This is a genomic window from Vibrio sp. Y2-5 (assembly GCF_014596725.1).
Taxonomy (GTDB): Bacteria; Pseudomonadota; Gammaproteobacteria; order Enterobacterales; family Vibrionaceae; genus Vibrio.
The window spans coordinates 546,561-572,737 of sequence record NZ_JACVEG010000002.1 but is presented as its reverse complement, the minus strand read 5'-3'; the positions used below and the strand labels follow the sequence as shown (position 1 = coordinate 572,737).

The 26,177-nt window shown below is 42.6% G+C and carries 28 protein-coding genes; 14 read left to right on the top strand and 14 right to left on the bottom strand.

The genetic code is table 11. The annotated features are described in order from the left end of the window. Positions 1-36 precede the first annotated feature (36 nt). Positions 37-885: a pirin family protein gene (locus HUO09_RS07695; protein WP_188233550.1), complete on the top strand. Its 849-nt coding sequence runs from the start codon at positions 37-39 to the stop codon at positions 883-885. Positions 886-1,056: 171 nt separating this feature from the next. Here the strand turns inward: HUO09_RS07695 and HUO09_RS07690 are convergent, their stop codons facing one another. Further along, the gene (locus HUO09_RS07690; RefSeq protein ID WP_167410307.1) at positions 1,057-1,338 is read right to left on the bottom strand and encodes a pyrimidine/purine nucleoside phosphorylase; all 282 of its coding nucleotides are present in this window, start codon (positions 1,336-1,338) and stop codon (positions 1,057-1,059) included. A gap of 348 nt (positions 1,339-1,686) precedes the next feature. Here HUO09_RS07690 and HUO09_RS07685 point away from each other — a divergent pair, with 348 nt between their 5' ends. Beyond that, complete coding sequence (locus tag HUO09_RS07685) at positions 1,687-2,121, top strand: DUF2850 domain-containing protein (protein ID WP_188233549.1); 435 nt, start codon at positions 1,687-1,689, stop codon at positions 2,119-2,121. On the opposite strand, the gene HUO09_RS07680 is transcribed toward HUO09_RS07685, so the two are convergent. Together HUO09_RS07680 and HUO09_RS07675 are read right to left on the bottom strand one after the other, a co-directional pair. Next, entirely contained in the window at positions 2,118-3,485 is a 1,368-nt protein-coding gene (locus tag HUO09_RS07680; RefSeq protein ID WP_188233548.1) for a TrkH family potassium uptake protein, read from the bottom strand. The two genes, HUO09_RS07685 and HUO09_RS07680, sit on opposite strands and share 4 nt — an antisense overlap. Continuing rightward, the gene (locus HUO09_RS07675; protein WP_167410304.1) at positions 3,482-4,144 is read right to left on the bottom strand and encodes a TrkA family potassium uptake protein; all 663 of its coding nucleotides are present in this window, start codon (positions 4,142-4,144) and stop codon (positions 3,482-3,484) included. The genes HUO09_RS07680 and HUO09_RS07675 overlap by 4 nt, the downstream gene beginning before the upstream one ends. A 211-nt stretch (positions 4,145-4,355) precedes the next feature. Between HUO09_RS07675 and HUO09_RS07670 the strand changes: the two genes are divergently transcribed. The 3 genes from HUO09_RS07670 (at position 4,356) to HUO09_RS07660 (ending at position 6,580) form a co-directional block, all read left to right on the top strand. Continuing rightward, positions 4,356-5,435: a mechanosensitive ion channel family protein gene (locus HUO09_RS07670; RefSeq protein WP_188233547.1), complete on the top strand. Its 1,080-nt coding sequence runs from the start codon at positions 4,356-4,358 to the stop codon at positions 5,433-5,435. Between the two features lie 81 nt (positions 5,436-5,516). Then, the gene (locus HUO09_RS07665; protein WP_188233546.1) at positions 5,517-6,266 is read left to right on the top strand and encodes an AzlC family ABC transporter permease; all 750 of its coding nucleotides are present in this window, start codon (positions 5,517-5,519) and stop codon (positions 6,264-6,266) included. Continuing rightward, positions 6,263-6,580: an AzlD domain-containing protein gene (locus tag HUO09_RS07660; protein ID WP_188233545.1), complete on the top strand. Its 318-nt coding sequence runs from the start codon at positions 6,263-6,265 to the stop codon at positions 6,578-6,580. Before HUO09_RS07665 ends, HUO09_RS07660 begins: the two co-directional genes overlap by 4 nt. 80 nt (positions 6,581-6,660) lie before the next feature. Here the strand turns inward: HUO09_RS07660 and HUO09_RS07655 are convergent, their stop codons facing one another. Together HUO09_RS07655 and HUO09_RS07650 are read right to left on the bottom strand one after the other, a co-directional pair. Beyond that, positions 6,661-7,275, bottom strand: coding sequence for a fumarylacetoacetate hydrolase family protein (locus tag HUO09_RS07655; protein WP_188233544.1), 615 nt, complete (start codon positions 7,273-7,275; stop codon positions 6,661-6,663). Between the two features lie 112 nt (positions 7,276-7,387). After that, on the bottom strand, positions 7,388-7,855 hold the full coding sequence (locus HUO09_RS07650) for a MarR family winged helix-turn-helix transcriptional regulator (RefSeq protein ID WP_188233543.1): 468 nt from the start codon (positions 7,853-7,855) through the stop codon (positions 7,388-7,390). A gap of 111 nt (positions 7,856-7,966) precedes the next feature. Here HUO09_RS07650 and HUO09_RS07645 point away from each other — a divergent pair, with 111 nt between their 5' ends. The 3 genes from HUO09_RS07645 to HUO09_RS07635 all read left to right on the top strand — a co-directional run bounded on the left by HUO09_RS07645 (position 7,967) and on the right by HUO09_RS07635 (position 10,534). Then, a complete protein-coding gene (locus HUO09_RS07645; protein ID WP_167410299.1) occupies positions 7,967-8,392 on the top strand; it encodes an organic hydroperoxide resistance protein in 426 nt (141 codons plus the stop codon). Positions 8,393-8,952: 560 nt separating this feature from the next. Next, positions 8,953-9,849, top strand: coding sequence for a DMT family transporter (locus tag HUO09_RS07640; RefSeq protein WP_188233542.1), 897 nt, complete (start codon positions 8,953-8,955; stop codon positions 9,847-9,849). 55 nt (positions 9,850-9,904) lie between these two features. Then, positions 9,905-10,534, top strand: a complete 630-nt coding sequence (locus HUO09_RS07635) for a glutaredoxin (protein ID WP_188233541.1) — start codon at positions 9,905-9,907, stop codon at positions 10,532-10,534. A gap of 148 nt (positions 10,535-10,682) precedes the next feature. On the opposite strand, the gene HUO09_RS07630 is transcribed toward HUO09_RS07635, so the two are convergent. The 4 genes from HUO09_RS07630 to HUO09_RS07615 all read right to left on the bottom strand — a co-directional run bounded on the left by HUO09_RS07630 (position 10,683) and on the right by HUO09_RS07615 (position 13,779). After that, positions 10,683-11,033, bottom strand: coding sequence for a hypothetical protein (locus tag HUO09_RS07630; protein ID WP_188233540.1), 351 nt, complete (start codon positions 11,031-11,033; stop codon positions 10,683-10,685). 160 nt (positions 11,034-11,193) lie between these two features. Continuing rightward, entirely contained in the window at positions 11,194-12,507 is a 1,314-nt protein-coding gene (locus HUO09_RS07625; RefSeq protein ID WP_188233539.1) for a peptidoglycan DD-metalloendopeptidase family protein, read from the bottom strand. A 189-nt stretch (positions 12,508-12,696) separates the two neighbouring features. Next, on the bottom strand, positions 12,697-12,996 hold the full coding sequence (locus HUO09_RS07620) for an isoamylase early set domain-containing protein (protein WP_167410294.1): 300 nt from the start codon (positions 12,994-12,996) through the stop codon (positions 12,697-12,699). 153 nt (positions 12,997-13,149) lie between these two features. Beyond that, the gene (locus HUO09_RS07615; RefSeq protein WP_167410293.1) at positions 13,150-13,779 is read right to left on the bottom strand and encodes a hypothetical protein; all 630 of its coding nucleotides are present in this window, start codon (positions 13,777-13,779) and stop codon (positions 13,150-13,152) included. Positions 13,780-14,025: 246 nt separating this feature from the next. Here HUO09_RS07615 and HUO09_RS07610 point away from each other — a divergent pair, with 246 nt between their 5' ends. The 4 genes from HUO09_RS07610 to HUO09_RS07595 all read left to right on the top strand — a co-directional run bounded on the left by HUO09_RS07610 (position 14,026) and on the right by HUO09_RS07595 (position 19,324). Continuing rightward, positions 14,026-15,702, top strand: a complete 1,677-nt coding sequence (locus tag HUO09_RS07610) for a SulP family inorganic anion transporter (RefSeq protein ID WP_167410292.1) — start codon at positions 14,026-14,028, stop codon at positions 15,700-15,702. A 387-nt stretch (positions 15,703-16,089) separates the two neighbouring features. Beyond that, positions 16,090-17,469 carry a YjiH family protein gene (locus tag HUO09_RS07605; RefSeq protein ID WP_167410291.1) on the top strand — a complete coding sequence of 460 codons (1,380 nt, stop codon included), beginning with the start codon at positions 16,090-16,092 and terminating at the stop codon, positions 17,467-17,469. Positions 17,470-17,756: 287 nt separating this feature from the next. Next, positions 17,757-18,224 carry a molybdopterin-dependent oxidoreductase gene (locus HUO09_RS07600; protein WP_188233538.1) on the top strand — a complete coding sequence of 156 codons (468 nt, stop codon included), beginning with the start codon at positions 17,757-17,759 and terminating at the stop codon, positions 18,222-18,224. Next, on the top strand, positions 18,224-19,324 hold the full coding sequence (locus tag HUO09_RS07595) for a GGDEF domain-containing protein (RefSeq protein ID WP_167410289.1): 1,101 nt from the start codon (positions 18,224-18,226) through the stop codon (positions 19,322-19,324). The genes HUO09_RS07600 and HUO09_RS07595 overlap by 1 nt, the downstream gene beginning before the upstream one ends. 90 nt (positions 19,325-19,414) lie before the next feature. Here HUO09_RS07595 and pstB read toward each other — a convergent pair whose 3' ends face one another. From pstB to HUO09_RS07575, 4 genes are all read right to left on the bottom strand, one after another. Continuing rightward, entirely contained in the window at positions 19,415-20,164 is a 750-nt protein-coding gene (gene pstB, locus HUO09_RS07590; RefSeq protein ID WP_167410288.1) for a phosphate ABC transporter ATP-binding protein PstB, read from the bottom strand. Between the two features lie 35 nt (positions 20,165-20,199). Continuing rightward, entirely contained in the window at positions 20,200-21,087 is an 888-nt protein-coding gene (gene pstA / locus HUO09_RS07585) for a phosphate ABC transporter permease PstA (protein ID WP_188233537.1), read from the bottom strand. A 5-nt stretch (positions 21,088-21,092) separates the two neighbouring features. Continuing rightward, entirely contained in the window at positions 21,093-22,019 is a 927-nt protein-coding gene (pstC, locus tag HUO09_RS07580) for a phosphate ABC transporter permease subunit PstC (RefSeq protein WP_167410286.1), read from the bottom strand. Between the two features lie 109 nt (positions 22,020-22,128). After that, positions 22,129-22,950, bottom strand: coding sequence for a phosphate ABC transporter substrate-binding protein (locus tag HUO09_RS07575; RefSeq protein ID WP_167410285.1), 822 nt, complete (start codon positions 22,948-22,950; stop codon positions 22,129-22,131). Between the two features lie 358 nt (positions 22,951-23,308). Here HUO09_RS07575 and HUO09_RS07570 point away from each other — a divergent pair, with 358 nt between their 5' ends. After that, complete coding sequence (locus tag HUO09_RS07570) at positions 23,309-24,952, top strand: methyl-accepting chemotaxis protein (RefSeq protein ID WP_167410284.1); 1,644 nt, start codon at positions 23,309-23,311, stop codon at positions 24,950-24,952. 83 nt (positions 24,953-25,035) lie between these two features. Here the strand turns inward: HUO09_RS07570 and HUO09_RS07565 are convergent, their stop codons facing one another. Then, complete coding sequence (locus HUO09_RS07565) at positions 25,036-25,479, bottom strand: Lrp/AsnC family transcriptional regulator (RefSeq protein ID WP_167410283.1); 444 nt, start codon at positions 25,477-25,479, stop codon at positions 25,036-25,038. A 110-nt stretch (positions 25,480-25,589) separates the two neighbouring features. Between HUO09_RS07565 and HUO09_RS07560 the strand changes: the two genes are divergently transcribed. Then, positions 25,590-26,174, top strand: a complete 585-nt coding sequence (locus HUO09_RS07560; protein WP_167410282.1) for a LysE family translocator — start codon at positions 25,590-25,592, stop codon at positions 26,172-26,174. The last annotated feature ends 3 nt before the right edge of the window (positions 26,175-26,177 follow it).

The window sequence follows — 26,177 nt, the reverse complement described above, 5'->3', positions numbered from 1 at the left end:
ACCTTATCTACCACTAAAAGCTACGGTATAAAAATTATGAGTACACAACGTGAAATCCGCCAAATTATTCCAGCTCAACCAACTTCAGACGGTGATGGAGTAAAAATTAAACGCGTAGCCGGTTTCAACAACGCTGCTTTTTCTCCGTTTTTAATGGTAGATGAGCTTAAATCTGACCAACGTAAAGATTATGTCGGAGGCTTTCCCCCGCACCCGCATCGCGGAATTGAAACACTAACCTATATGCTGAAAGGTCACTTTGAACATAAAGATCATATGGGCAATGTTGGTTCGCTTCGCTCGGGAGGCGCGCAATGGATGGCAGCAGGACAAGGTGTGATTCATAGTGAAATGCCTATTATGCAAGATGGCGATTTACACGGTTTCCAAATTTGGATTAATCAGCCAGCGCGCGACAAGATGAAACCAGCGCAGTACCATGATTTCCAACCTGAAACCATTACAGAATTCCGAGATGAGCAACTGGGATTATTGCGAGTATTAGCAGGTGATATCAGCGCCAATGGTACTGAATTACAAGGGCCACTGACGAAAACAGGCGTACCTGCCACGGTTGCTGATTGGCAGGCAAATGCTGGTAGTGAAATGACACTGCAAACACCTAATCACCACAACGTTATGGTTTACGCCTACAAAGGCAGTATCAAAATAGGTCAGCGTATCCTGATGCAAGGTGAGTTTGCGTTGATGTCTAGCGGAGAGTCATTCTCTATGACGGCGAACGATACCAGTGGTGTGTTGATCTTCAGTGGCGAACCCATTAATGAACCTGTAGTTCACTATGGTCCATTTGTAATGAACTCAATTCAAGAAATTGAACAAGCGATTAACGATTACAACTCAGGCTTATTTCAAACCTATTAGTGATTCAATTTGAAAAGCCGCTTTGGTTTTTCTACGGCTCATTAGTTGCAACTGACTGTTTAGCAACGGTCTGCTTTGCAAACAATGAGCCCCTAACAAAAAGAGAATAATCCACTGCCCATTCCTTTTTGCTTTACCACACTAGTGATCAACTAGTGTGGTCTTTTCAGCTTATAGGTACTCGCACAAATACGCCGTATCAGCGTCAACTTTCACTTCAAATGAAGCATTACCAGCGACTTCAAATGCGTCACCGCTTTCAAATGTTGTCCAGTCTTTATCACCAACACGCTTAATCGTTAACGCGCCTTTTACCACTGTCATACATTCTGGGTTACCGGTACTGAACGTGTAACTTCCTGGCAGCATAACTCCAACAGTGACATCGCTATCCGCGTGAGTAAAACCTAAAGACTTAACAGAGCCTTCAAAGTAAGTGTTTTCCTTAATCATCGTTCTTCCTTGTAAATTATCAACTGATGGCTGTTCCACCGACACCGTATTGTTTTAACGCATTACATGTTTTGATTCAAGACGCAAAATACCCAGATTATCCTTATTGATTTATAAATAAGTGCGCCTACTTGTTCACACTCAAAAGTCACAATTGGACACCCACATTGTGACTTTTGGTTATTGTCTGTGCTGTAATACACGCCAACTAGAATGGTAAAAAGCGAAATCCGTTCACACACTTTCAAACACATGCTATTTGATGGTACTTTTAGCAAGATGTAAGAATGAACTTACAAAACGAACAAGCAGTCGGAGTCATAAGGATCTATTGATCCAAATAATAATATGTCAAAAGAAGCATTATTTAAGTCAGTATTTACCACAACCTTAGGCGTCGCAGCGTTGCTTTGTGGGGCTCTCATATACTTTGGTTACCAATCTTATACCAATCCATCCCAAGTATATGGCTCTTGGATTGAGATTAATGCACCAGGCTATCGTACTGAAGTCATCACTTTGAGTGATCAGGGTGTGTTCCGAAATCACCGCTTAATCAGTACAAGTTTTGAATACGATGGGAAGAACATCAAGATAGAAACTGGGAAAGGCCGCGCTATTTATGCATTGGCAGGAACAGAGAACTCTCCACAGTTAAAACGAATTCAACCGGCATCTCCAATTCAACATTTTATTAAACAAGGTTTTGAAGATACCGTTGATTCACAAAGTGCTGTGGAAACGCGCCGTAGCGCGATAACGAGCCACTTCGACCGAGACTAGCCCGTCAACACAGTATCTTCTGGGTACTTCAACAGCGTTGGCTGTGGGGTCGCAAGCATATAAGCCAGTGTCAGCGGCCCGATACGACCAATAATCATCACCACCACCATAATGTATTTACCCGGTTCAGAGAGTTCAGCCGTCAGCCCTGTAGACAGACCAACGGTAGCAAAGGCTGAAATCGTTTCAAACAAGATATGATCAAAACTGGCATTTTTCTCGGTAATCATGAGCAGAAACATGGCGCTGGTCAACAGTGCACCACTGACAACGATGATAGCCAATGCTTTGGTTACCGTAGGCCAGTTAACTGTGCGCTGAAACATCACAACATGCCTCTTCTGGCGTAAAAACGACCAAGTTGCAACAAACGCTACAGCAAAGGTTGAAACTTTAATTCCGCCCCCTGTCGATGTAGAACCCGCGCCGATAAGCATCAAAATGATCATCACCAGTAACGCCGGACGAGTATATTGAGCAAGATCGACACTGTTAAAACCTGCGGTTCGAGCGGTTGCGGACTGGAAAAAAGCGGCTAACCATTGAGCTTCTACATCCAAGCTTTGCATCGTGTTTGGATTGTGCCTTTCTAACAACCAGAACAATACGGTACCAATCAACAACAAGGTCGGCGTTGCTGTGAGCATGATTTTGGTATGCAAACTCAGTCTATGTAAGCCTTTGCGCCAGTTGGTCCATACATCTCCAACCACCGTGAATCCCAATCCACCAAATATAAATAGACTGGCGAGAGTAATAATCACTAAAGGGTCACCAACGTAACCCATCATGCTGTCAGAAAATAAAGAAAACCCTGCATTATTGAATGCAGATATGGCATGAAAAAGCGCATAGAACAGCCCAGTTGACCATCCAAATTCGGGAACCCAGCGAAACGATAAAATTACAAACCCGATAATTTCTGCGATTAAAGCGAAAGTGATAATCCTTGTGACCAGTCTGCGCAGGTTAATCGCACGGTCTTGCCCTAGTGCATCTTTTGCCAGCGCCTGTTGATACAAACTCAAACGCACACCGAACAGATACAGAAGTACCGCAGACAGGGTCATCTGGCCCAGCCCGCCAATTTGCATTAACGCCATCAACAACACTTTGCCCGCTAATGTAAAGTGTTGCCCGGTATCAACCACACCAAGTCCGGTCACGCTGATCGCTGAGGTTGCTGTGAATAGCGCGTCGGCGAAGCTTAAGCCAGAAACAGAAAAGACAGGTAAGGTAAGCAGAATAGCAGAAGGTATCAGTACCCAAAGGAAACTGAGCAGTATAATCTTTGGCTCAGAGCTTTTCTTTTCATCATGCTTTTTATCTAAAGGATAAAAAACACCGCTACGAAATGGAGTCATAAAGATTTCAACTTAGCCATTAATACATCTTTAACACCCGCGACAATGAGCATGTCCCCAATTTCCATCACTTTATCAAGATCCGGATTTTTTAAGATTTCTGGGCCACGTTTAAAGCCTAAAACCTGAATCTCATCATTCTGACATAAGCTAAGCTGACCAAGGGTTTTGCCCATTAAACGTGAGCCGATGACCACTTCCGTCATGGCTAGGTTGCTGCCTAACTCCTGAAATTCTAAGACTCGCTTATCCAGCATCTTGCGGGCAACGCGCACGCCCATGTCACGCTCAGGCATGATGATGTGATCAGCGCCAATTTTTTGCAGAATCTTAGCGTGAAACTTGTCATTAGCTTTTACCCAAACAGACTTTACACCCGACTCTTTCATTACCAGCGTGGTAAGAATCGATGCATTAACATCTTCACCTATTGAAATCATCACCATGTCGTAGTCGCTGAGCTTTAACTCTCCCACGGTATCTTCGAGTGTGCAGTTCGCGACAACCGCTTGAGTAACAAATTGTGTTGCAGCTTTTACTTTGTCTTCATTGACGTCAACCGCCAACACCTGTGCACCAGCGTCTGCCAACTCTTGGCAAACCGATAAACCAAAACGTCCTAAGCCGATTACGGCAAATTGCTTATCCCGAATTTTCATTTAATTGCCTTACTGACTCAAATGGTTATTCAGCTCCAATGGCTCTAACCTTAGTAATAAAAACCGTTACCAAACTTATTGAATAACGTTGGGCGACTTTTTAGATAGCATAGAATGCCTTTAAAAATTCGCCACTTAACTCACATAATCTAGAGAATAAACCTACTTTCTGTTAATTTAGATGAGAAAAATGCATCAAACTTGGATGGATATGAACGAATTATTAACACAGCTTCAAACTTCACAGTACCTCAAAGGCTGGAATAACAGCGTAATTTTCATCACTCTAGCAAGTTTAGTGGCATGGGTGATTTGGCGATTCGTTTATAACCGTCTATCCAATATCAGTGAAAAAACCAAATTTCACTGGGATGACTTGATATTACATGCATTGAAAACTCCAATCAGCACCTTGATTTGGTGCTGGCCTGCAACAATATCTCTCGGATTATTGCTGGATGATCACATTCAAAGCAAATTCAGTTGGTTAGCGACAAGTAAAAAGCTCATGCTGGCCGCTATTTTTATCTGGGTTCTGATTCGCTTAGCCGTCAACATCGAACAATATCTTTTGCAAGACAAAAGTCGAGATGAGACAACCGTTCAAGCCGCTGGTAAAGTTGCACGCCTCATCATCTTGACGATAGGTTTACTGTCGGTAATGCAAACGCTGGGGGTGAGCTTACGAGGCTTACTGACCTTTGGTGGTGTTGGTGGTTTGATAGTGGGTCTTGCTGCAAAAGATCTACTTTCCAACTTCTTTGGCGGACTGATGATTTACTTCGATCGTCCTTTCAAAGTCGGTGAATGGATTCGTTCTCCAGACAGAGAAATAGAAGGTACTGTAGAGCGCATTGGTTGGCGTATGACTATCATTCGTACATTCGATAAAAGACCCCTGTATGTACCAAATTCTGTATTCAGCAATATTATTGTTGAAAACCCTTCACGCATGAAGAACCGTCGTATCTACGAAACGATCGGTTTACGATATCAAGATGCCGATAAAATGGAGACCATCGTTGTTCAGGTGCGTGAGATGCTAGAAAATCACCCAGATATCGATGCGCAGCAGACGTTGATTGTCAATTTTAACGCGTTTGGCGCCTCATCACTCGATTTCTTTATCTACACCTTCACAGAAACCATTAACTGGATTCGTTTTCACGAAGTGAAACAAGATGTCATGCTGAAAGTGATGGAGATCATTCATCAAAATGGTGCCGATATCGCCTACCCGACTCGCACTCTCATGCTCGAGCCGAAAGAAGCTACCTTGTTCGACGAATAATCATTTGCCAATAAATGGAATATTTCGCTCTCCCCTATTCAGTCAACTAAATAGGGGGCATCAAGATATTAAGGACGATTTATGAATAGTACCGCGATACCTCACCATAAGGTCGATTCAAAAGCGCGGCTTTTTTGGCAGGGCACCGTTGCTATGCTGCCACTAAGTGTCGCAGTTCTACCTTGGGGTTTGCTTGCTGGCTCCTTTGCAATTGAGGCTGGGCTAAATCCCTTTGAAAGCCAAGCGTTATCCGCGATCTTGTTTGCCGGATCAGCTCAGTTGGTTGCAACAGGCATGATCAAAGCGGGTGCAGGCTTAATGACTATGTTGATCACCACCTTCTTCATCACTTCGCGTCATTTTCTTTATAGTGTCTCGATGCGGGGGAAAATTAGCCCACTGCCTACTCGTTGGCGTGTAATTCTCGGGTTTCTACTCACTGATGAACTGTTTGCATTATGTGGTCAACAAAATGAAAAGCAGTTTAACCGCTGGTATGCACTGGGAGCAGGCTTCAGTTTCTATCTGATCTGGAACTTAGCCACTTTAGTCGGCATTGTCGCGGGCAGCTACATACCCTCGCTCAACTCTATAGGCTTAGATTTTGCTGTGGCAGCGACCTTTATTGCGATTGTCATTCCGAATGTTAAGAGTGTCCCTATTCTTATTTCCGTGATTACCGCGTTAATACTGTCTGTCATTCTGACAATCTTTAATGTGAACGGCAGCTTAATGTATGCCAGCGTTGGCGCTATGTTAGCGGGATATTTTAGCGAACTAGCTTTAGCGAAAAAGACGCCAAGCAACAAAGCAACGGGAGATAAAGCATGATTATTCTCTCCATATTGGCAATGACTTGTTTGGTTTTCCTTAGCCGATATTTGTTTCTTGAGCCAAGACTGCCACTAAGACTCAGCCCAGGCGTACAGAAATTACTCAGCTATTCCAGCCCAGCGGTATTGACAGCTATTTGGGCACCGATCGTGTTTACGCACGACAGTGAGCTCAATACCTCCGTCTACAACCCTTATCTTTGGGCTGCCCTGCTGGCTGGCATTATTGCTTGGAAAACCAAAAACGTGCTACTCACCACGGTGGTGAGCATGGCGGTATTCCTAGTGCTTAACTTGGTTGTCTGGGGATAAATAAGAAAAGGGAAATGGTTCTGTTTTCCCTTCTCAGCTCATCGATATGGATAAGAAGTAAGAAGGGAATAAACTGCCTGTTATTCAGCAGGCCATTCAATCTCAATAAGAGTGGTATCGCCGCTTTTCAGACGACCAAGGAATACATCTCCACGATGAACTTCACCCACGCCTTGTGGTGTGCCAGTCATGATGATGTCGCCATCAAACAAAGTGGTGTATGACTTTAATTCCTGCAAAATAACATCGGGTTTGAATATCATCTGCTCAACGCCACCCGCCTGTACTCGGACGCAATTAATCAGTAATTCAAGATGCAGAGAAGCGATATCAATGCCTTCTAGCGGAATAAAACGACTGAACACCGCGGAACCGTCAAAAGCCTTTGCTCGTTCCCAAGGTAAGCCTTGTTTTTTCAATACAGATTGCTGTTCACGTTTGGTGAGATCCAAACCCAGCCCAACCGCGGCATACTGACCATCTTTAATCATGAAACAGATTTCTGTCTCGTAATGCAGCGTCTCCTGATGGTATGAGTTCAGTAGCGAGGTTACGCTGCTGTTGGGCTTATTAAACACCACCATTTGCTCAGGAATGGCATTATTTAGCTCTTTAATGTGCTCAACATAATTACGTCCAACGCACACGACTTTTGAGGGGTAAACATGTTGCTCATCTAATCGAACCGAGTTCATTTTTCTTCCTTGAACATTGAATGAGCACAAATTTTATCTTATCCATACAATTCAACAACTAAATTGATGAATCTGTTACTAGAACTAAGATCTTTGACCCGAATTTCTAAGTTCAGGACAACTTCGTAATGACCTTTTCGCAAAGTGTTTTTAACGAAATCAGGTCATCCAATTCAAGATCAAGCTTACATAACATAGCATTAGGTACTGATAATGCTTTTTTCTTTAGTGCAAAACCTTCATCCGTTAGGAAAAGCTCACGTACACGTTCGTCAGACTGACCACGTTTGCGTACGACAATACCTTTGCTTTCAAGACGCTTTAGAAGCGGTGTCAACGTGCCTGAATCGAGATGCAATCGCTCGCCAAGAATTTTTACGTTAATACCGTTTGTCTGCCACAACACCATCATCACTAAGTATTGAGCATAGGTAAGATCAAGAGCATCAAGCAATGGTCGATACGCACGAACCACAGCATTGGCTGCACTATACAAAGGAAAACACACTTGTTTATCAAGCAGTAGTAGCTCTTCTGTAGCAAGTGAATCCGTATTCTTGCCTGTTACACAATGACTCATGTTTCTCTCTCTTGAAAATAAATTGTGCACAATATACTTGCATTCTACCTAAAGATCGATTTAATATTGCAAACAATTAGATTGCACACAACATATATTAAGGTGATAAACATGGCGACTATCTATACAACTAAAGCAACAGCACTAGCAGGCCGTAACGGTAAAGTTTCAACTGATGACGGTTTATTGTCTGTAGACTTGAGCTACCCAAAAGAAATGGGTGGCAACGGTGCAGCAACTAACCCAGAGCAACTATTTGCAGCAGGCTACTCAGCGTGTTTCTCAAACGCGATTCTTCATGTTGCTCGCGAAGCAAAAGTAGCACTTAAATCAGCACCGGTAACCGCTGAAGTGGGTATTGGTCCTAACGAGACTGGTGGCTTTGCTCTAACTGTTAGCCTTGACGTTCAATTAGATCTTGAAGAAGCACAAGCTGTTGAACTGGTGAAAACCGCTCACCAAGTATGTCCTTACTCAAACGCAACTCGTGGCAATATCTCAGTTGGTCTGACAGCAAATGGCGTAAAAATCGCTTAATTTATAGAATATGAGTTCGATAAGCTCGCCAAGTGCGAGCTTTTTTTATTCACAATAATGACAACAAGTTGAAATCAGATCGTCACGTAATCCACTTACCTTTAGACGCAGCAAAGAAATTGGGTCAAATACTCTATGCATTTGTCACTCACAATGTTTGCTTGGTTTAAATACTCCCAAGATAAATCCTTTTTGGCCAAACATTCGTTTGGTCTTTTTTTTGCACCACATCACAGCGTTGTGCGCCATGACGATGCACGTCCTCGTACCGTACAGACACATGAAATATTCATAACTCATTGTAAATATAGAAAAATATTTATTGGCACAGTAAATGCTTTATATAAATTACAAATGCAGGCAGCGTTTGTGCTTCTTTTCAGTGATAAGGCAGAAATCACTGGTCACTTCATGTTCTTTTGACCTCCTACTAGGAGGTCTTTTTTTATCTGCAATTTACCTCAAAGATTCTGAACAGCTTCAACAGATAATCTCCATTGGTTTCGCTGCAATTTGAACGTATGATTCACCCTATTATCTACTTTGTATAAGCTTTTCAAATGAACGGAAAACACCAGCCAATCCATGGCGCTTTTTGGATGTTAACAGCAGGGTTAGCTTTCGCTGTTGTGAACAGCGTGACGCAAATTGCGACCATCAATTTCGGGCTTACTTCAACCACAGTGGCATTGATTCAGTATGCTGTCGCGATAGTGGTTATCCTTCCCTATCTCAAAACATTGGGAATTCGCCGATCTCTGCGCACTCAATATTTTGGTTTGCATGTATTTCGTGTTTTCTTAGCCGTGATAGGAATTCAATTGTGGTTGTGGGCACTCGCCTACCCTGTTCCAATTTGGCAAGGCATTGCTCTGCTCATGACTTCGCCGTTATTTGCCACCGTTGGTTCTGGATTACTTTTGAAAGAAAAAGTAGGAATCGCTCGTTGGGGTGCAACTTTGACTGGCTTTATCGGCGCAATGATCATTCTTGAACCATGGGCTGAAGACTTTAGCTGGGCAACGCTGCTTCCAGTTGGCGCTGCTTTTTTCTGGGCATGTTATTCATTGATGGTAAAAAAACTTTCTTCGGTTGATAGCCCCTCCACTATGGTCGTTTATCTGTTACTGCTGATTACACCATTTAACTTGCTTTTAGCAGTACCTGAGTGGCAAACACCTGTCGGCGGTACGTTGTGGGCACTGCTTATAGCTGCTGGCGCTATGACCGCCTTGGCGCAATGGTCAATAGTTAAAGCATACTCAGTAGCAGATGCATCCTTCGTACAGCCATTTGATCATGCAAAGCTACCACTGAATGTTCTTGCTGGATGGATGGTCTTCGGTTGGGTTCCACCGGGTCGATTATGGCTTGGGGCAATCATTATCATCTTATCTGTCGCCTTCATTACTCAATGGGAAGCAAAAAAGAGTCACGTTGAAATAAAAACCGCCTAAGTTCGTTCTTATGTTGTAAGTGATTAAGCGTAGGTTAACTGGGTATCTATCAGCCATGACAAAGCCAATTAAAATAACTTTATATCGATGGGCGGGCAGCTTCGGCCCATTTAAAGTGAACATTCCGTGTGGTGAATGCACACTGACAAAAGACATACTTCTCGATACGTTTAAGAATGAACTCGCAGATGTTCCTGTTGAATTAGAAGTGAAGGATTGGCTATCCCATTGGTGGGAGCCATTAAAGCATGGTGCTTGGCACGCCCCAATTGTTATCCTTGAAGGGCAAGTAGTGAGCCAAGGAGAAGCGCTAAACCGAGGTTTGCTAGTACAAGCCGCGATTAAAGAATGGACAAAGCGTGATTCGTTGAAAGGCAATATCGTGTTTGGTAAAGAGACCTGCCCTTACTGTGCCAAAGCAAAACAATTGTTGAATAATTCTGGTATCAAGTACCAGTACCATGATGTGGTAAAAGACAGCGCGTCGCTGTACAGAATGATTCCTGAAGTGAAAGCCATTATCGGTGAGAAAACACCGGTAACGGTTCCGCAAATATGGATAGAAGGCAACTACATCGGAGGTTGCGACGACTTAGAAAAATGGCTAGAGCAAAGAGATGTTAGTTATGTCCGTTCTTCTAGCAAAGAAAATGTTCACCCAATTCATCAGAAAGAGATTGGCTAAGCCCATCTCCAATCGAATAAGCAAAAGCCCTGAGACGATTCAACCTCAGGGCTTTTTAATTACTGACAGATTTTCTCAACAACCACTTCACCCATCACCATATGGACTGAAGCCAATTGGAAATTCATAGGTGTCTGCGAAAATTTAGTTAGATTCTTTTCGGTTGCTTATAAGTTTTGCCGGCTGCTTGATAAGTATCTTTTTGTTTAACATCGAAATGGATATCGAAGAACCAAGCAACAAACTTAATCACATCGTCACCTTCATTCATAATATGCTCGACAAACTCTTGCTCTTCGCCTTGCTCATCTTGTTGTAAAAAGACGTGATAAATGCGTTGCTCACCATCAACTTCAGCCACTGCAAACTGACCAGATAACGACTGCGCCGCTTCTGCAACTTCTGTATCTTCGCTCGCTTTTAGCAGCTCCAGAGCCTGAGGTAGGTTCTCTTTTTCACATAAGCTTGTTACCAAAGCTTCAAATTCGTTTTGCTGCATAAAATCTCTCCTCATTAAATGACGGGGCGGATTATATACGTAAAGCAGCAAAGCTGGATACCAACAAAGCCTCTCACGTACATCTTTAAAACATAGATAGTTAAAACATAAAAAAGCCCCATCGAACGATAGGGCTATTGAAACATTGATAAACCGAAGCTTAACCTTCTTGGGGCACGTCTTTGGTATTTGACGCTAGCATGCTCTCTTTCGAGTCGAGAATTTTATCAAGCTGCTCACGACGAGCAAGGAACACGGACATCTCTTTTTTCGGCACCGACGTTGCCATTGGGATATTCGCTTTCATTGCATCAACCGGACGACCACGAACGATCAATTCATAATGTAAATGTGGTCCAGTTACACGGCCTGATTTTCCAGATAATCCAATGCGTTGACCACGAGTCACCTTCTGTCCTTTACGCACCAGTATTTTGCTCAAATGCAAATAACGGGTGCTATAGGTATTGTCATGCTTAATCACAACATAGTTACCCGCATACGGGTGGTGGCGAGTCATGATCACTTCACCATCACCCGTTGACAGAACTGGTGTTCCTATCGGAGTCGCGAAATCCGTACCATTGTGCGGAGCATACTGTCCAGTGACAGGGTGGTGGCGATTAGGATTGAAGCCCGATGACATTCTCCAATGTGTTTTTGTCGGATAACGTTGAAAAGCACGTTGAAGACTGTTGCCATCTTTGTCGTAATACTGACCATCTTTGTATAAATACGCAGACACTTCACTATTACGAGTGTAAATTTTAATCGCTTGAATTTCTCGGTTGCCTGTCAGTTTTTCACCGACATACTGACGAGACTGAACCACTTCAAACGGGTCGCCCGCGCGCAAGTCTCGACCAAAATTCACTTTATCCTTCAACAAAGCGACGATTTGATCGATCTCAGCACTGCCTAAACCAATTTTATTCGCAGATTGTGAAAAACTACCCTGAATCTCACCGACAAGAGCAAACTCTTTCCATCGGCTAGGTAAAGTTACGTCCTTATATTCAAAACTTCCATCTTCAACACGCGAATAAACCGCTCGCTCAACCAAACTAAACTCCAACTCCATCTTAGCCAGAGTTCGCTTATTATCTCCTGACCAGAAACGCAGTATGTTGCCAGGCTTCAATGTATCCAGCGCAAGATAGTTTAAGTCGGTTTCCATTATCTTCATCAGCTCTTGGTAAGAAAAACCAAGCTGATTAAAGATGCTACTTAAGTTGTCACCGGGTTTGATTACATATTCGTAATCAGGAAGTGGCGCACTCTCTTGCTTTGATTCACCAAAAATAGATTCAACTACATCTGATTCCTGGATAGACAAAGCAATACGTCGCTGATTTGAATCAGGATTTGACGAGAACAAGATGGCTGCAGCAGCTACAATAGGTAACCCTAATGCAAAGGCTTTCTTTCCTTTTGAAAGCTCTGAAAATCGCAAAATAACAGACTTTGAAAGCACAACCTTACCTGTGTAAATCATTTAAAAAGAGGCACAGATTACGGCTTTCTTAACAAAAAGTCATTATTGAGCGAGTAAAGAATAGTAAAAAGGCACAAATGTGCCTTTTTAGAAGTTTTGTTTATAGCGCAAGTTTAGGCTTCAATAGCCAATCAACATTACTTTTAACTATATGGTCGATAGCCTAATTTATTCGTGCGTGGAAACCATACAGTTATCTTCACCATAGCCGTTAGGAATGTATTGATCGGCCTGCGGATCATTCACCCAAAGTTCTTCGTCTAAAAGATAACGGAACTGGTAATTAGAATCTTTTGGTAGACGGGTTTTAAACTTAAACACACTGGATTTAGCAACTTTCTTCATTGGCTGAGGCTGCCAATCAAGAAAATCTGCAACAATAGCGACATTCGATGCGACATCCGGTGCATCCAGCTCAAATGTCACCTCTACTTCATTTTTTGTCTTAAAGAAACGCTTATTAATCATATAAAACTCCATTTTTGCTCATAAAGTATTCTGCTAGGCAAATGATAGAAACTCAAAAATATACATCTAAATTCAGCCAAGAAGTTTCCTCATACAAATGAGTATCACTAAGGCATTATCTTGCTACACACCTACCCTATTGAAACGAAGTTTCTAGTTGGATGGAGATAGCTGATATTTCTCCGATATCGAAAATAGTATAGACATAGATTTCGTTGGTGCCTCAGAGAAAGCCACATTATTTTCATGGCTTAATAATTCAACTGTCACTTTACTTCCATTTTGGGCCAGTGTCTGCACGTTTATACGATCACCTAAAAGCTGGCTGCTCACCATCACCATACGAGATCTGAGTGAGTCATATTTAAATAAGGCTAAGTAATTGAATTCCCCTGATCCTTGGTTGGAAACACGAATCACCGAAAGGTAACCATGACTTTCTTCAAAACCTTTGAGCTTCAGCATTCGTTGAGTATCCAATGCGACAGAGCCACGTTCGCTGCCCGAATCATAGTTTCCAATCACCCAGCGCTGCTGCTCATCCCAAGATTCCATAAATGCAAAGCTTGGGGTTTCAGGAACCGGAACAGTGATGGGGTTAGGAAGGTCTAATCCAAACACAGCTTTTGCTATTGGGTCATGTTGTTTGGTTGTTGTTGGGAATTTCGCCATGATTTCTTGATCAGACAATGAAAAGCGGTAAACACCCGCCGCAACGACGATAACGAGCAAAACAATAGGAGTAAGTAATATCAGAGGAATAGGTAAAAAGCGTTTTTTCATAGTGTTAGTAATTTGCTGTTTTATAAGACGCGAACACTATAACCTAAGCGCTATGACATTGAGAGTACTTAGCCTTCAGCCTATTAGTAAAAATTCATTACGACAAACTCTCACAAAGGGTCTTCGTGCTCAAAAACAAGCTTACTTTGGCGAATAAATTCTATCTGAATCCTACCTTTACAGGATATGAAATGAGCGTAGAATCAGACGCCGTTCGATTACCACACCATTTTTAAGGCTATTGATATGTTTGCCATCTATGAATCCCATAAAGCAGGTCTGCTCAAAAGTAAGCACTGGTTAAATAATTTAAGTGCGGGATTGATTGTCGGGGTGGTTGCTCTTCCTTTAGCGATGGCATTTGCAATTGCATCAGGAGTGAAACCTGAACAAGGCATTTATACCGCGATTATTGCTGGCTTAATTGTCTCTCTATTTGGTGGCTCGCGAGTTCAAATTGCAGGCCCTACCGGCGCGTTTATCGTCATTCTGGCGGGAATAGTTGCTCAGTATGGGGTTGGCGGATTACAAATCGCGACCATGATGGCGGGTGTGATTCTGCTTATTCTTGGTGTCACTAAGCTCGGCAGCATCATTCGTTATATACCAGACCCGGTAATTGTTGGCTTTACCAGCGGTATCGGCGTCATTATTTGGGTTGGTCAATGGCAAGATTTCTTTGGACTACCTAAGATCAGTGGTGCACATTTTCATCAAAAGCTGATTGCTATTTTCCACGCGTTCCCACAGCTTCACTTAACAACCACTTTGTTAGCCTTGCTGTCTTTGGCCTTGGTGATTGCAGGGCCTAAAATTCCAAAGTTGTCGCGTATTCCGGGTCCTCTGCTGGCACTGGTGGTAGTCACCACATTGCAGTATGTCGTCGGTTTTGAAGGCGTACGCACCATAGGTTCTGCTTTTGGTGGTATTCCGCAAGGTTTACCAGAACTCTCTGTTCCTGATATCTCGTTTTCTCAGATTATTCAGTTGATCGGCCCTGCTTTTGCTATCGCTATGCTCGGTGCAATTGAGTCTCTACTTTCTGCAGTTGTAGCTGATGGTATGGCGGGAACCAAACACAATTCAAACCAAGAATTAGTGGGACAGGGAATTGCCAATATCATCGCACCGATTTTTGGTGGTATTGCGGCAACAGGTGCCATTGCCCGTACCGCGACCAATATCCGTAATGGTGGTAATAGTCCGCTAGCCGGCATTATTCACGCCTTAACACTCGTCGTCATTTTATTGGTTCTCGCACCACTCGCGGTTAACATTCCGCTAGCAACGTTAAGTGCGATTCTATTCGTCGTCGCCTGGAACATGAGTGAAATTCCACACTTCATTAAGCTGGTAAAACGAGCACCTAAGGCAGATGTGGTTATCCTGCTTATTACCTTTAGCTTGACGGTATTTGCAGACCTTGTCGTCGCAGTAAACATAGGTGTGATTATCGCTATACTTCACTTTGTGAAACGTATGGCTTCTAGTGTAGAAGTAAAAGCACCAACGGCGGAGGAATTAACGCCCGATTTAAAGCGTCATGGAAAGAGCGTATTGCCGCGAGAATTAGCTATTTATGCACTTGATGGTCCGTTCTTTTTTGCTGCCGCTGAAACTTTTGAGCGTGTGATGACGAGCATTCAGGAAACACCAAAGATTCTGATCATACGTTTAAGATGGGTACCGTTTATGGATATTACCGGACTGCAAGCTCTCGAAGAAATCATCGAAAACTTTCATCATAAAAATGTCACCGTGCTCATTTCAGGAGCGAATGCGCGTGTCACACAAAAGTTAGAAAGGGCAGGAATTATTCATCTTGTTGGTGAAGAGAATGTGTATAAAGATTTCGATGACGCATTGCGTGAAAGCTTAAACACCATAGATAAAATTTCATTAACAAATTCAGATACTATCTAGCACCAAAAGGCAACACTCTTCCTTTGTCAATCCTCAAATTCTAGCTCTTAGTCTAATAACTAAGAGCTTTTCTTTATATTTCTATAACTTACAAAAGAAAACATCTTCCGATTCCCATTTCAATCTGCAAGTCTGCGCCCAATATCACATTAAACACATAAATGATTTTATACAAACCCTTCACTAGTGTAACAATAACGAAACAAATCACTATAATTTGCCATTTATATAGTGCAACAGTGTGAATATTTACCCTCTTTCAATGAATAATATTGCAAATTCATTGAAAAACAGATATTCTCGCGGCAATGAGAAAATACGGATGTTTAGTGAATTAATATACCAAGGACATGGTTTTAATTGACTTGTAGTAACACGAGAAAAATAATGCAAGATAACGTTCAAACACTAGACACTCCAGTAGAACAGAAGTCTGCTGGAAGCTTATGGATGTTCCTGATCCCTTCTTTGATCGGGGTATTCCTATTTATGGCACCGATCAGTTATGACGGTTCATTCACCATCCCTGTTGCTGTATTGGCTAAGTCTGTACAAGCTTTGTTTGGTGACGCCTTAGTTGCCATTATTACCACTATTATTGCGTTTATGTCGGTTGCTTCTTTTGCAACGAAACTTTTCAAACCAGCATTCATTGTTGAGAAACCATTTTTAAACAGTCTGTTTAACCCATCGTGGTTATGGCTTGCCGTACGAGTGATTGGTGGCGCAGCAGTCATCATGACTTTCTTCCAAGTTGGTCCTAAAGCCATTTGGGAAGAAAACACTGGCGGGTTAGTTCTAGAAGGCTTATTACCAACGCTATTCTCAGTATTCATTTTTGCTGGCTTACTGTTACCTCTACTACTTAACTTTGGTTTGTTGGAGCTAATGGGTGCACTTCTAAGTAAAGTAATGCGTCCTCTGTTTAACCTGCCTGGCCGCAGTGCAATTGACTGTGTCGCTTCATGGTTAGGTGACGGCAGCGTTGGTATCTTACTAACAAGCAAACAATATGAAGGCAAATTCTATACACAACGTGAAGCTGCCGTTGTAGGTACAACCTTCTCAGCAGTATCTATCACATTCAGCTTAGTCGTTATTGCTCAGGTAGAATTGGAGCACCTGTTCTTACCATTTTACGGTGCTATCTGTTTAGCAGGCTTTGTTGCAGCGATCATTATTCCTCGTCTGCCACCACTAAGCTTGAAGAAAAACACTTTCATTGATGGTTCAAAACCTGATGCAGATGCAGATGCGATTCCAGAAGGTCACACATCTCTTTCTTGGGGTATGAAGCTAGCGCTAACGAAAGCGGGTCAAGTGAAATCGTTCCAGTCTGTGTTTGGCGAAGGTATTCGTAATGCTGTCGACATGGTATTTGGTGTACTGCCAGTGGTTATGGGCTTAGGGACTGTTGCTTTAGTTATTGCTGAATACACTTCTGTATTCTCAGTGCTTGGTCAACCATTCGTTCCTTACTTAGAGCTATTAGGCGTACCTGAAGCGGTTCAAGCATCTCAGACTATCGTTGTTGGTTTTGCAGACATGTTCATTCCTGCAATTCTTGCGGCTTCAATCGACAATGAAATGACTCGCTTTGTTATCGCAGCGATGTCTGTTACTCAGCTTATTTATATGTCTGAAGTGGGTGCACTAATGCTAGGCAGCCGTATCCCGGTTAACTTCGTAGAACTGTTCGTTATCTTCATTCTACGTACGCTTATCACCCTACCGGTTATCGCTGGTGTTGCACATTTGATTTTCTAAATTCAGATTCGCAAACAAAAGGCTTCACTCGTTGAAGCCTTTTTTATTGTTTATTGCCGGAATGATATAAAACTCTCTCCATATTCCTTTCCAAAATCGCATTCACTCCATTGCATACTTTTCAGGTCAATAGTCCAAAATCATCTAACTTAAGCACTATATTTACCAATAAAAAATAGAACTGGTTAGATATGCACCGTATAATTTTGTAGGAATATTCTGTACAGGTCGATGGTCGACTGAATCTAAGTACGAATAGCCTTCAACGAATCAAAGTGAATGATGTAATGAAATGGATTTTAGTAGCCTCTTTGTTTTTTATTAGTACCTACGCATCCGCTTTTGACTTAACCGTAAAGCGTTCGGGGCAAACTCCCGTCGTGCTGTCTATGGATTTACTGAAAACTGACTTACCTGTCGTCAGTTTTAAAACAGATACCCCTTGGACAAAAGGCGGCCAGTCCTTAACTTTTACCGGTTTCACTGTCATTGATTTGTTGAGCTACCTTGAAGCTAAAGACGCAACCAGCGTCTCCTTTACTGGATTAAACGACTATACATCAACCACCTCAATTGATGATTTGACCCATTACAAACCAATGGTGGCTTACGCCATCAATGGCCAGCCCATGCGAGTGCGCGATAAAGGTCCCTTATGGTTTATTTACGATATGTCAAAGTATCCTCAAACAAATACTCCTGAATACCACTCTCAAATGGTATGGCAAATAAAAGAGATAACGATTAATTACTGATGATTGCAGCCACTCAAAGTAAGCAGTTACATCCATTAATTCAACGAACAAAGACTTTACTGTTGATCGTCTCTGTTATTTTGATGATCGCTAACCTTTATACCCTGGCTTTGACCCAGAATCTGGCTCGTTCATACAGTTACAAACAGCACAAAGCTACTTGGTTCTTATTTTACCTGACCAAAGAGTTTACCGAGTTAGTTTCAGTTATGCCTCACTCCCTAGATACTCCTCAAGATTTGGATAATCTAAAGCTGAAGTATGAGCTGACTTGGAGCCGTTTTGACCTCATTTTAAACAACAGTGAAGCGGAAGAATTTTTAGAAATAGACGGGACTTTACACTACTTCAAAAGCTCTTTTGATAAGTTTAAATTGCTTGAAGCCTTATTGCTCAACGTCAATGACGAACCCTCTCTTGAAAGATTCATGGCTAATGCCGATGCGCTATATCTGGATGTAATTCAATACATTAACGATAACTTTAAAATTCAAAGCCCAATGTACTTGGCACAAAAGAAACAAGCACAGTTTGTTACCAACATTCAGTTTGCGCTTATCCTGCTGCTATTTCTTTCGATCGGTTTAGTGAGCTTTATTTGGTACAAAGAAGCTCAATATCATCGTTTGCTAGCATTAACGGATCCACTTACCGATATCGGCAATCGGCTATCGATGTTCCGTTCTATTTCGCATCGACCTAAGGACAGTGAATACTCACTGTTCCTGTTGGATCTCAATGGATTTAAAGCAATTAACGATGAGTTAGGCCATTTAGCTGGTGATTCTGTTCTAAAGCAAGTGACTCAGCGTTTGTCTCATATCCCAACTTTCGATTTTGAGCTGTTTCGCATGGGTGGCGATGAGTTTGCACTCATTATTAACACGGCGGAGCCATTAGAATTAGAAGGAATGCAAAGCCTTATTGAACAATGTTTCGAAGAGAAGTTTGTCGTCGGGGACAAGCAATATCGCGCGTTAAATACCAGTATTGGTGTTAGTTCCTATCCAAACGATGCCACCGACATCAACCAATTAATTCATATTGCAGACCAGAAAATGTATGCAATGAAGCATCAAAAAAAAGGCCCCTCATTCTGAGGGGCAAAGTTACCATCGCTTTATAGTTATAAAGTGTTTTAGCCAGTAAGCGTTGTCAGTAATCACTTCTTTTTGGTGAATACGTTGCGATTAACCAAAATCACCGTTCACATAGCCTTTTGTTCTGTCATCTTTAGGTTGACTGAAAATCACCTGTGTATCGTCATGTTCAACCAGCTCGCCCATCAAGAAGAATGCGGTGCGGTCTGAAATACGACGCGCTTGCTGCATTGAGTGAGTAACGATAACGATGGTGTAGTTTTTCTTTAACTCTTCCATCAACTCTTCAATTTTATGCGTAGCAATTGGGTCAAGAGCAGACGTCGGTTCATCCATCAGGATCACATCCGGTTCCATTGCAATAGTACGAGCAATACATAAACGTTGCTGCTGACCACCCGATAAACCAAACGCGTGTGACTTCAAACGGTCTTTCACTTCATCCCAAAGTGCTGCACCACGCAGTGAACGCTCGACCACTTCATCGATATGTTTCTTATCTTTCACGCCTTGAGCACGCAGACCGTACGCCACGTTTTCGTAAATGCTCATAGGGAATGGGTTCGGCTTTTGGAAAACCATACCTACACGGATACGGATATCCGAAACATCAACGTTGCCATAGATATCCTGACCGTCCATCTCCAGCTTACCTTTGATGGTGACACCTTCGATAAGATCATTCATGCGGTTCAAACAACGCAACAACGTTGACTTACCACAGCCTGATGGGCCGATCAGAGCCGTTACTTGGCGGGTAGGAATAGGCAGGTTGATAGATTTTAGTGCTTGGTTTTCACCGTAGAATAAATCCAGATTTTCAATATTAAATTTGTTCATTTTCGTTTCTCTTAAATTCTGTCAGTCGTATCGGATTAGTAAGTTGCAGTGTTGAATCGCTTAGCGATTAACTTGGTAACCATGTTGATGAGCAACACAACAACAATCAGCACTGTGGCTGTTCCATACGCTTGATTCCACTCTTCAATCGTGAATAATTCAGTCGTCAATTTGTATAGGTGCACGGTTAATGTACGACCTGAATCCAGAAGAGAATCAGGAACGCGAGCCACCATACCAGCGGTTAAAAACACTGGAGCTGATTCACCGATAACACGGCCAATACTCAAAATGACAGAAGTCAGAATACCTGGAATCGCACTTGGTAAAATGAGACGCCAGATAGTGTAAATTTTTGAAGCACCAAGACCATAAGAGCCTTCGCGATACGTTTGTGGTACCGCCATCAACGCTTCTTCTGTAGTACGAATGATAACTGGCAAAATCAGGATACTTAGGGTCAATGCACCCGAAAGAATCGAGAATCCAAGACCAAGAATCACCACAAAGAACGTCATACCAAACAGACCAAAGATGATCGATGGAATACCCGCAAGTGACTCTGTACAAAAGCGAATGATTTTTACCAGCTTACTGCCGACTTTGGCGTATTCGGTCAGATAAATCGCCGTCATGATCCCCATAGGAGCCGCGACCGCTATCGACGCTATCACCATATAAATGGTTGAGATAATCATCGGGAAAATACCGTGTTCATCGCCGGTACGCGTGTAGTTATCAGTAACGAATGCCCAATCCACGTGTTTTAAACCGTTAGATAGGATGTACCAAATAATCCAGAACAGAAAGCCAACAGTTAAAGCCGCTGCAAGCCAGATAAAGCCACGTAATACGTTATCTTTAAACACACGTGCTTGTTTTAGTTTTACGCGATCCGCTTGTTTATCTTTTGCGAAATCCATAGTCATTACCTCGCTTTCTCACGGTTTAGGTACAGAAGAGCAGCATTAAGCATCATGATAAACACAAGCAACACAACACCAGTGGCATATAGAGCATTAGCATGAACGCCACTTGCATATGACATCTCAATCGCGATGTTCGCCGTCAGGGTACGTGCAGAGTCAAGAATGCCTTCAGGCATCGCTGGCGCATTACCCATAACCATGATGATCGCCATGGTTTCACCAAGCGCACGGCCAATACCCAAAATCACGCCAGTCATAATGCCTGAACGAGCTGCCGGAACGAGAAGTTTGAAAATCGTGTAGATGTTTGACGCACCCAGTGCCAAAGAACCTTCTTTGTACGCGTGAGGTACAGCACGGATTGACGTTTCTGATACGGTGATAACGGTTGGCAGAATCATCACACCAAGAACAATAATCCCCGCGAGAATCGTGTTACCCGCAGGTACTTGGAAAATGTTCTGAATTAGGGGAACGATAATAACCAAGCCGAAGAAGCCGTAAACAACCGAAGGGATACCCGCCAACAACTCAACTGCTGGACGAATAATGTCTGCAACACGTTTCGGTGCAATTTCTGCGATAAAAATTGCCGTCAACACACCAATAGGTACGCCAACAATTACCGCTCCGAAAGTAGAAACAACAGATGCCACAATCATGGTAGCCACACCGTATAACGCTGGTGGTAACCAATCTTGGCCAAGAACGATGCCAGAAACGCCAACTTCTTGGAATGCAGGAATACTCTCTCTTACGATAAAGTAGGCAATAACAGCTAGAGAAACGATACCGATAACGGCACTCGTCAAAAACAAACCGTGGAAGAAACGTTCTTTCCAATCTACGCGCTTTTGTGCACGCAGTTTACGCTTTGCTTGCGTCTTTTCGATATCCATAAGATTGTCACTATTTGCGATGGTCATAGATGTTCTCAATCTCACCTACCGAGCAAACCAACTTTCATTCGTTCGTCGGTATGTAATACAAAAGCCCAGCCCAAAGCGGGCTGAGCAAAGTTTATTAATTTGAATCTTATTTCACAGAGATGTAGTGGTGTGAAGCAACGATCTTTTGAGCTTCAGCCGTTAGCATCCAGTCTAGGAATTTTTGAGTAGCTGCAGAAGGTGCACCTTTCTTGTAAAGAACAAGGAAAGGACGCGCAACTTTGTAGCTGCCTGCTTTAACGTTTTCTACCGTTGCAGGAGTACCATCAACTGCTAGCGCATGAACTGAACCATCTACAGTACCAAGAGAAATGTAGCCGATTGAGTATGGGTTAGAAGCAACCATAGTTTTCAGACCACCATTACCGTTCGCAACTTGCGCACGTTGAGAGATTGCTGAAACTTTTTTACCAGACACTTTTTTCTTAAGTTCCATGATTTCTTCGAATGCGCCACGAGTACCAGAAGCAGTATCACGAGTAATCGCTACGATTGGCTTATCTTCACCGCCAACTTGTTTCCAGTTAGTGATTTCGCCTTTGTAGATTTCAGAAACTTGCTCAGAAGTTAGGCCTTTAACTTTGTTGCTTGGGTGAACAACCACTGCGATACCATCACGAGCAATCACTTCTTCTACTAGGTTTGATTCTTTTTCAGAGTCTTTCAGATTACGAGAAGACATACCAATATCTGCACTGCCATTCTTCGCTGCTTTAATACCAGCAGAAGAACCTGGGCCTTGTACTTCAATAAAAACGTCCGAGTTTGTTTTCATGTATGTTTCTGAGAAAACTTCCATCAGTGGTGTTACGCTGCTAGAACCCACTGCAGAGATAGTTTCTTTAGCGGAAACAGGGTTAATTGCTAGTGCGCCTAGAAGAGCGATTGCACCGATTACTGTCTTTTTCATCACATTCTTTCCTTAAGTGGCTAATTTATTTGCCGTTGATTTACTGGAACGGGATTCACTTTAGAATCCGAATGTGACAGTTGTGTTTCAGTTCGTTGAAAACTGCATGACAAATTGAATTATTTATCTCAAATATATGTACCCAGTTGCTTATTTCACATAAAATCCCGCCTGGGAACGTTGTCACCTGAGTAAAAAATCAGATAATCATCAAAAAAGCAGTATAACTGCTCAAAAATTAGACTCAGAATGGTTATTTTGAGCCCAGAAATAATTGAATTATTACTCTAAATCGATAAACTCCCTAAGTTACAAAAGTATCAAATAATAATTACTACTATTTACATAAGGATAAATCATGCGAAAGCTGATCTCCGGGTTGTCTATAAAGTTACAGGTTGTCGTGCCTGTGCTTGTTACTATGCTTCTTCTGACTGTTGGTATTACATATAGCTCATCAAGTCTTAAAACTGCGTTCAATAATGTTACTCAATCCACCGAGCAGCTTGTTGAACACAAAGATGATGTTACTAATATTGTGAACAACACCTATAGTATGCGCATCAGTGCTATCTATAGCTTGTTCACTCCTGACGAAGTCGCACGTCTTCAATCCGTACTAAAAGAGAACGAAGCAAAGAACCTTCAGTTGCTTCAATCTCTAAACACCGTCCAAGGTCTACAGCCAGAAGTCTCAGCGCTGCAAAAAGCGATGAAGCACTATGTAGATTACTCTCTTAACACTATGATCCCTTTGCTTAAAACTAAGCATAGCCAAACAAACCTTGATTCAAGCTTTGACAACAAATATCAGCAGGCCTCTGCGGTTTACAGAGATGCTGGAGCCAAAATGGTCAAAGCGATTGAAGAACTTTCAAGCAGACTCAATGTGCTTGCAGTGGAAAGCGTTCATGCTTCTGAAGCTCATCATGGCACAGTCATGCAAAACTCCATGATTGGATTTGTCACTGTGTTGATTCTGGCGGCACTTTGCAGTTGGCTGTTAGCAAGCATTATTGTAAAGCCTATTCAGAACCTACAAACGATTGTGCGTGAAATAGCAAAAGGTAACTTGCTAGTTGAAGCTAAAGTGGAAGGCAACAACGAAGTAAGCGCACTGACGCGTGACATCAACGCGACGACTAAACAGCTGCGTGAAACCGTTGAAACTTTAATCCGCATTAGCGTTGAAGTCGCTTCTGCAGCAACAGAGCTTGCGGCAGTAATGACTCAATCAAGTGTTAACTCTGACCAAGAAAAGCAAGAAGTAGAACAAGTGGCTTCAGCGGTAAACCAACTTGAAGGTGCTGCGCAGAGTGTGACCGGTAATGCATCTCAAGCTGAACAAGCAGCTCAACAGGCCAATCAACAAGCAAAAGATAGCTTGGCAATATTCGAACAAAGCCACCAAGCAAGTATCGACATGGCTCATCAGCTTAACGAAGCGGCCTTGGTGGTGAATGGCCTGAAAGAGCAATCTGAGCAAATTGGTCAGGTTATCGAAGTGATTGAAGGCATTTCTGAGCAAACCAACTTACTGGCGTTGAACGCGGCAATTGAAGCTGCGCGTGCTGGAGAAAGCGGCCGTGGCTTTGCTGTTGTTGCCGACGAAGTACGTATGCTGGCAGCACGCACTCAACAATCCACTCAGGAAATCCAGCTCATCATTGAAGAGCTGCAAAATAAATCTGGCATTGCCAATGACAGTATGAATATGAGCTTGAAGATGATTGAAACCAATCAAGCATTGGGCGATCAGGTGAGCGAACATCTGAACAGTATTAGTCATGCGATTTCAGAACTGAATGGTATCAATACTCAAGTTGCCGCAGCCTCTGAAGAGCAAAACCACGTAACTTCAGATATTAACCGCAACTTGGCTACAATCTATGAATTGGTAAGCCAGAACGTAGCGGGTATTACTCAGTCAGCTGCGGCAAGCCAAGAATTGTCTGCCCTTGCAGAGCAGCAAAAAGAACAACTGAGCTACTTCCGTGTATAAAACGGCAATCATGCTTAGCTAAGTAAAAAAGGCGATGGTCATTCAGTCCATCGCCTTTTTTGTATTCGTGCAGTTTTGTATCTTTACTGCCGCTCATCTTTCGGTGAATCCATTACCACCATGGTCGAGATTGACGTCACTTGCGGGCTTTCTCCCAATACATTCGAGTGAAAGCGCTTGTACGAATTTAGATCCTTAGTCTCTACTCGTAACAAATACTCATTCATGCCTGTAATGTTATGGCATTCCACCACTTCCTTGGCAAAGCGAACATGCTCTTCAAAAGCGAGTTGTGACTGCTTGGTATGGCTATTTAAACCAATCGAAACATACGCAATAAACCCAACTTCAAGCTGATTTTTGTCCAATACAGCGCGATAACCTTTGATCACTTTGGTTCTCTCCAGTTCCTGCACTCGCCTTAAAGTAGCCGAAGGTGATAATCCCACCCTTTCAGCCAGCTCTACATTCGAGATTCGCCCATCAGCCTGAAGCTCAAACAATATTCTTTCGTCAAATCTATCCATAGCTAAATTTTATTGCTTATAAATTTCAGTTAGCACAAATATAAGCACAAAATTGCGTTCGCATCCAATTACAATTTTTCCATCATTTGATAACAATTGCAGGAGAGAAAATGGATTTATATCAATGGTGGCCTTTAGTGATGTTTGCATTTGTCTCCACGTTTTCCCCTGGTCCAAACAACATTATGTTGATGACATCTGGTGCAAACGTAGGGTTTAAAAAAACCATACCCCATATGGCCGGAGTTACCTTTGGATTTAGCTTTATGATCATTCTGGTTGGCATAGGTTTAATTGGTGTATTCCAACAATACCCCATCATTCAACAAGTTCTGCACTGGCTGTGTTTAAGCTACTTAGTTTATCTGGCCGTTAAAATTGTTCTAAGTAAGCCCAGCAACAACAGCACAAACTATAAACCTATGACCTTTGTTTCTGCAGTGATGTTTCAGTGGGTGAATCCTAAAGGCTGGTCAATGGCGCTAACTGCAGTGAGTGTTTACAACGACACCACGAGCTTGGTGGGTCTAGCCATCATTGCGATTGTATTTGCGATGGTGAATGTGCCTTCGGTCAGTGTCTGGACAGCAGCAGGCAAACAGCTTAGCCAATGGATGCATCATCCGAGTTATGTCCGCTGGTTTAATGGGGCGATGGGAGGGCTACTGTTACTTTCCGTAGTCCCAATGCTCTAGCTC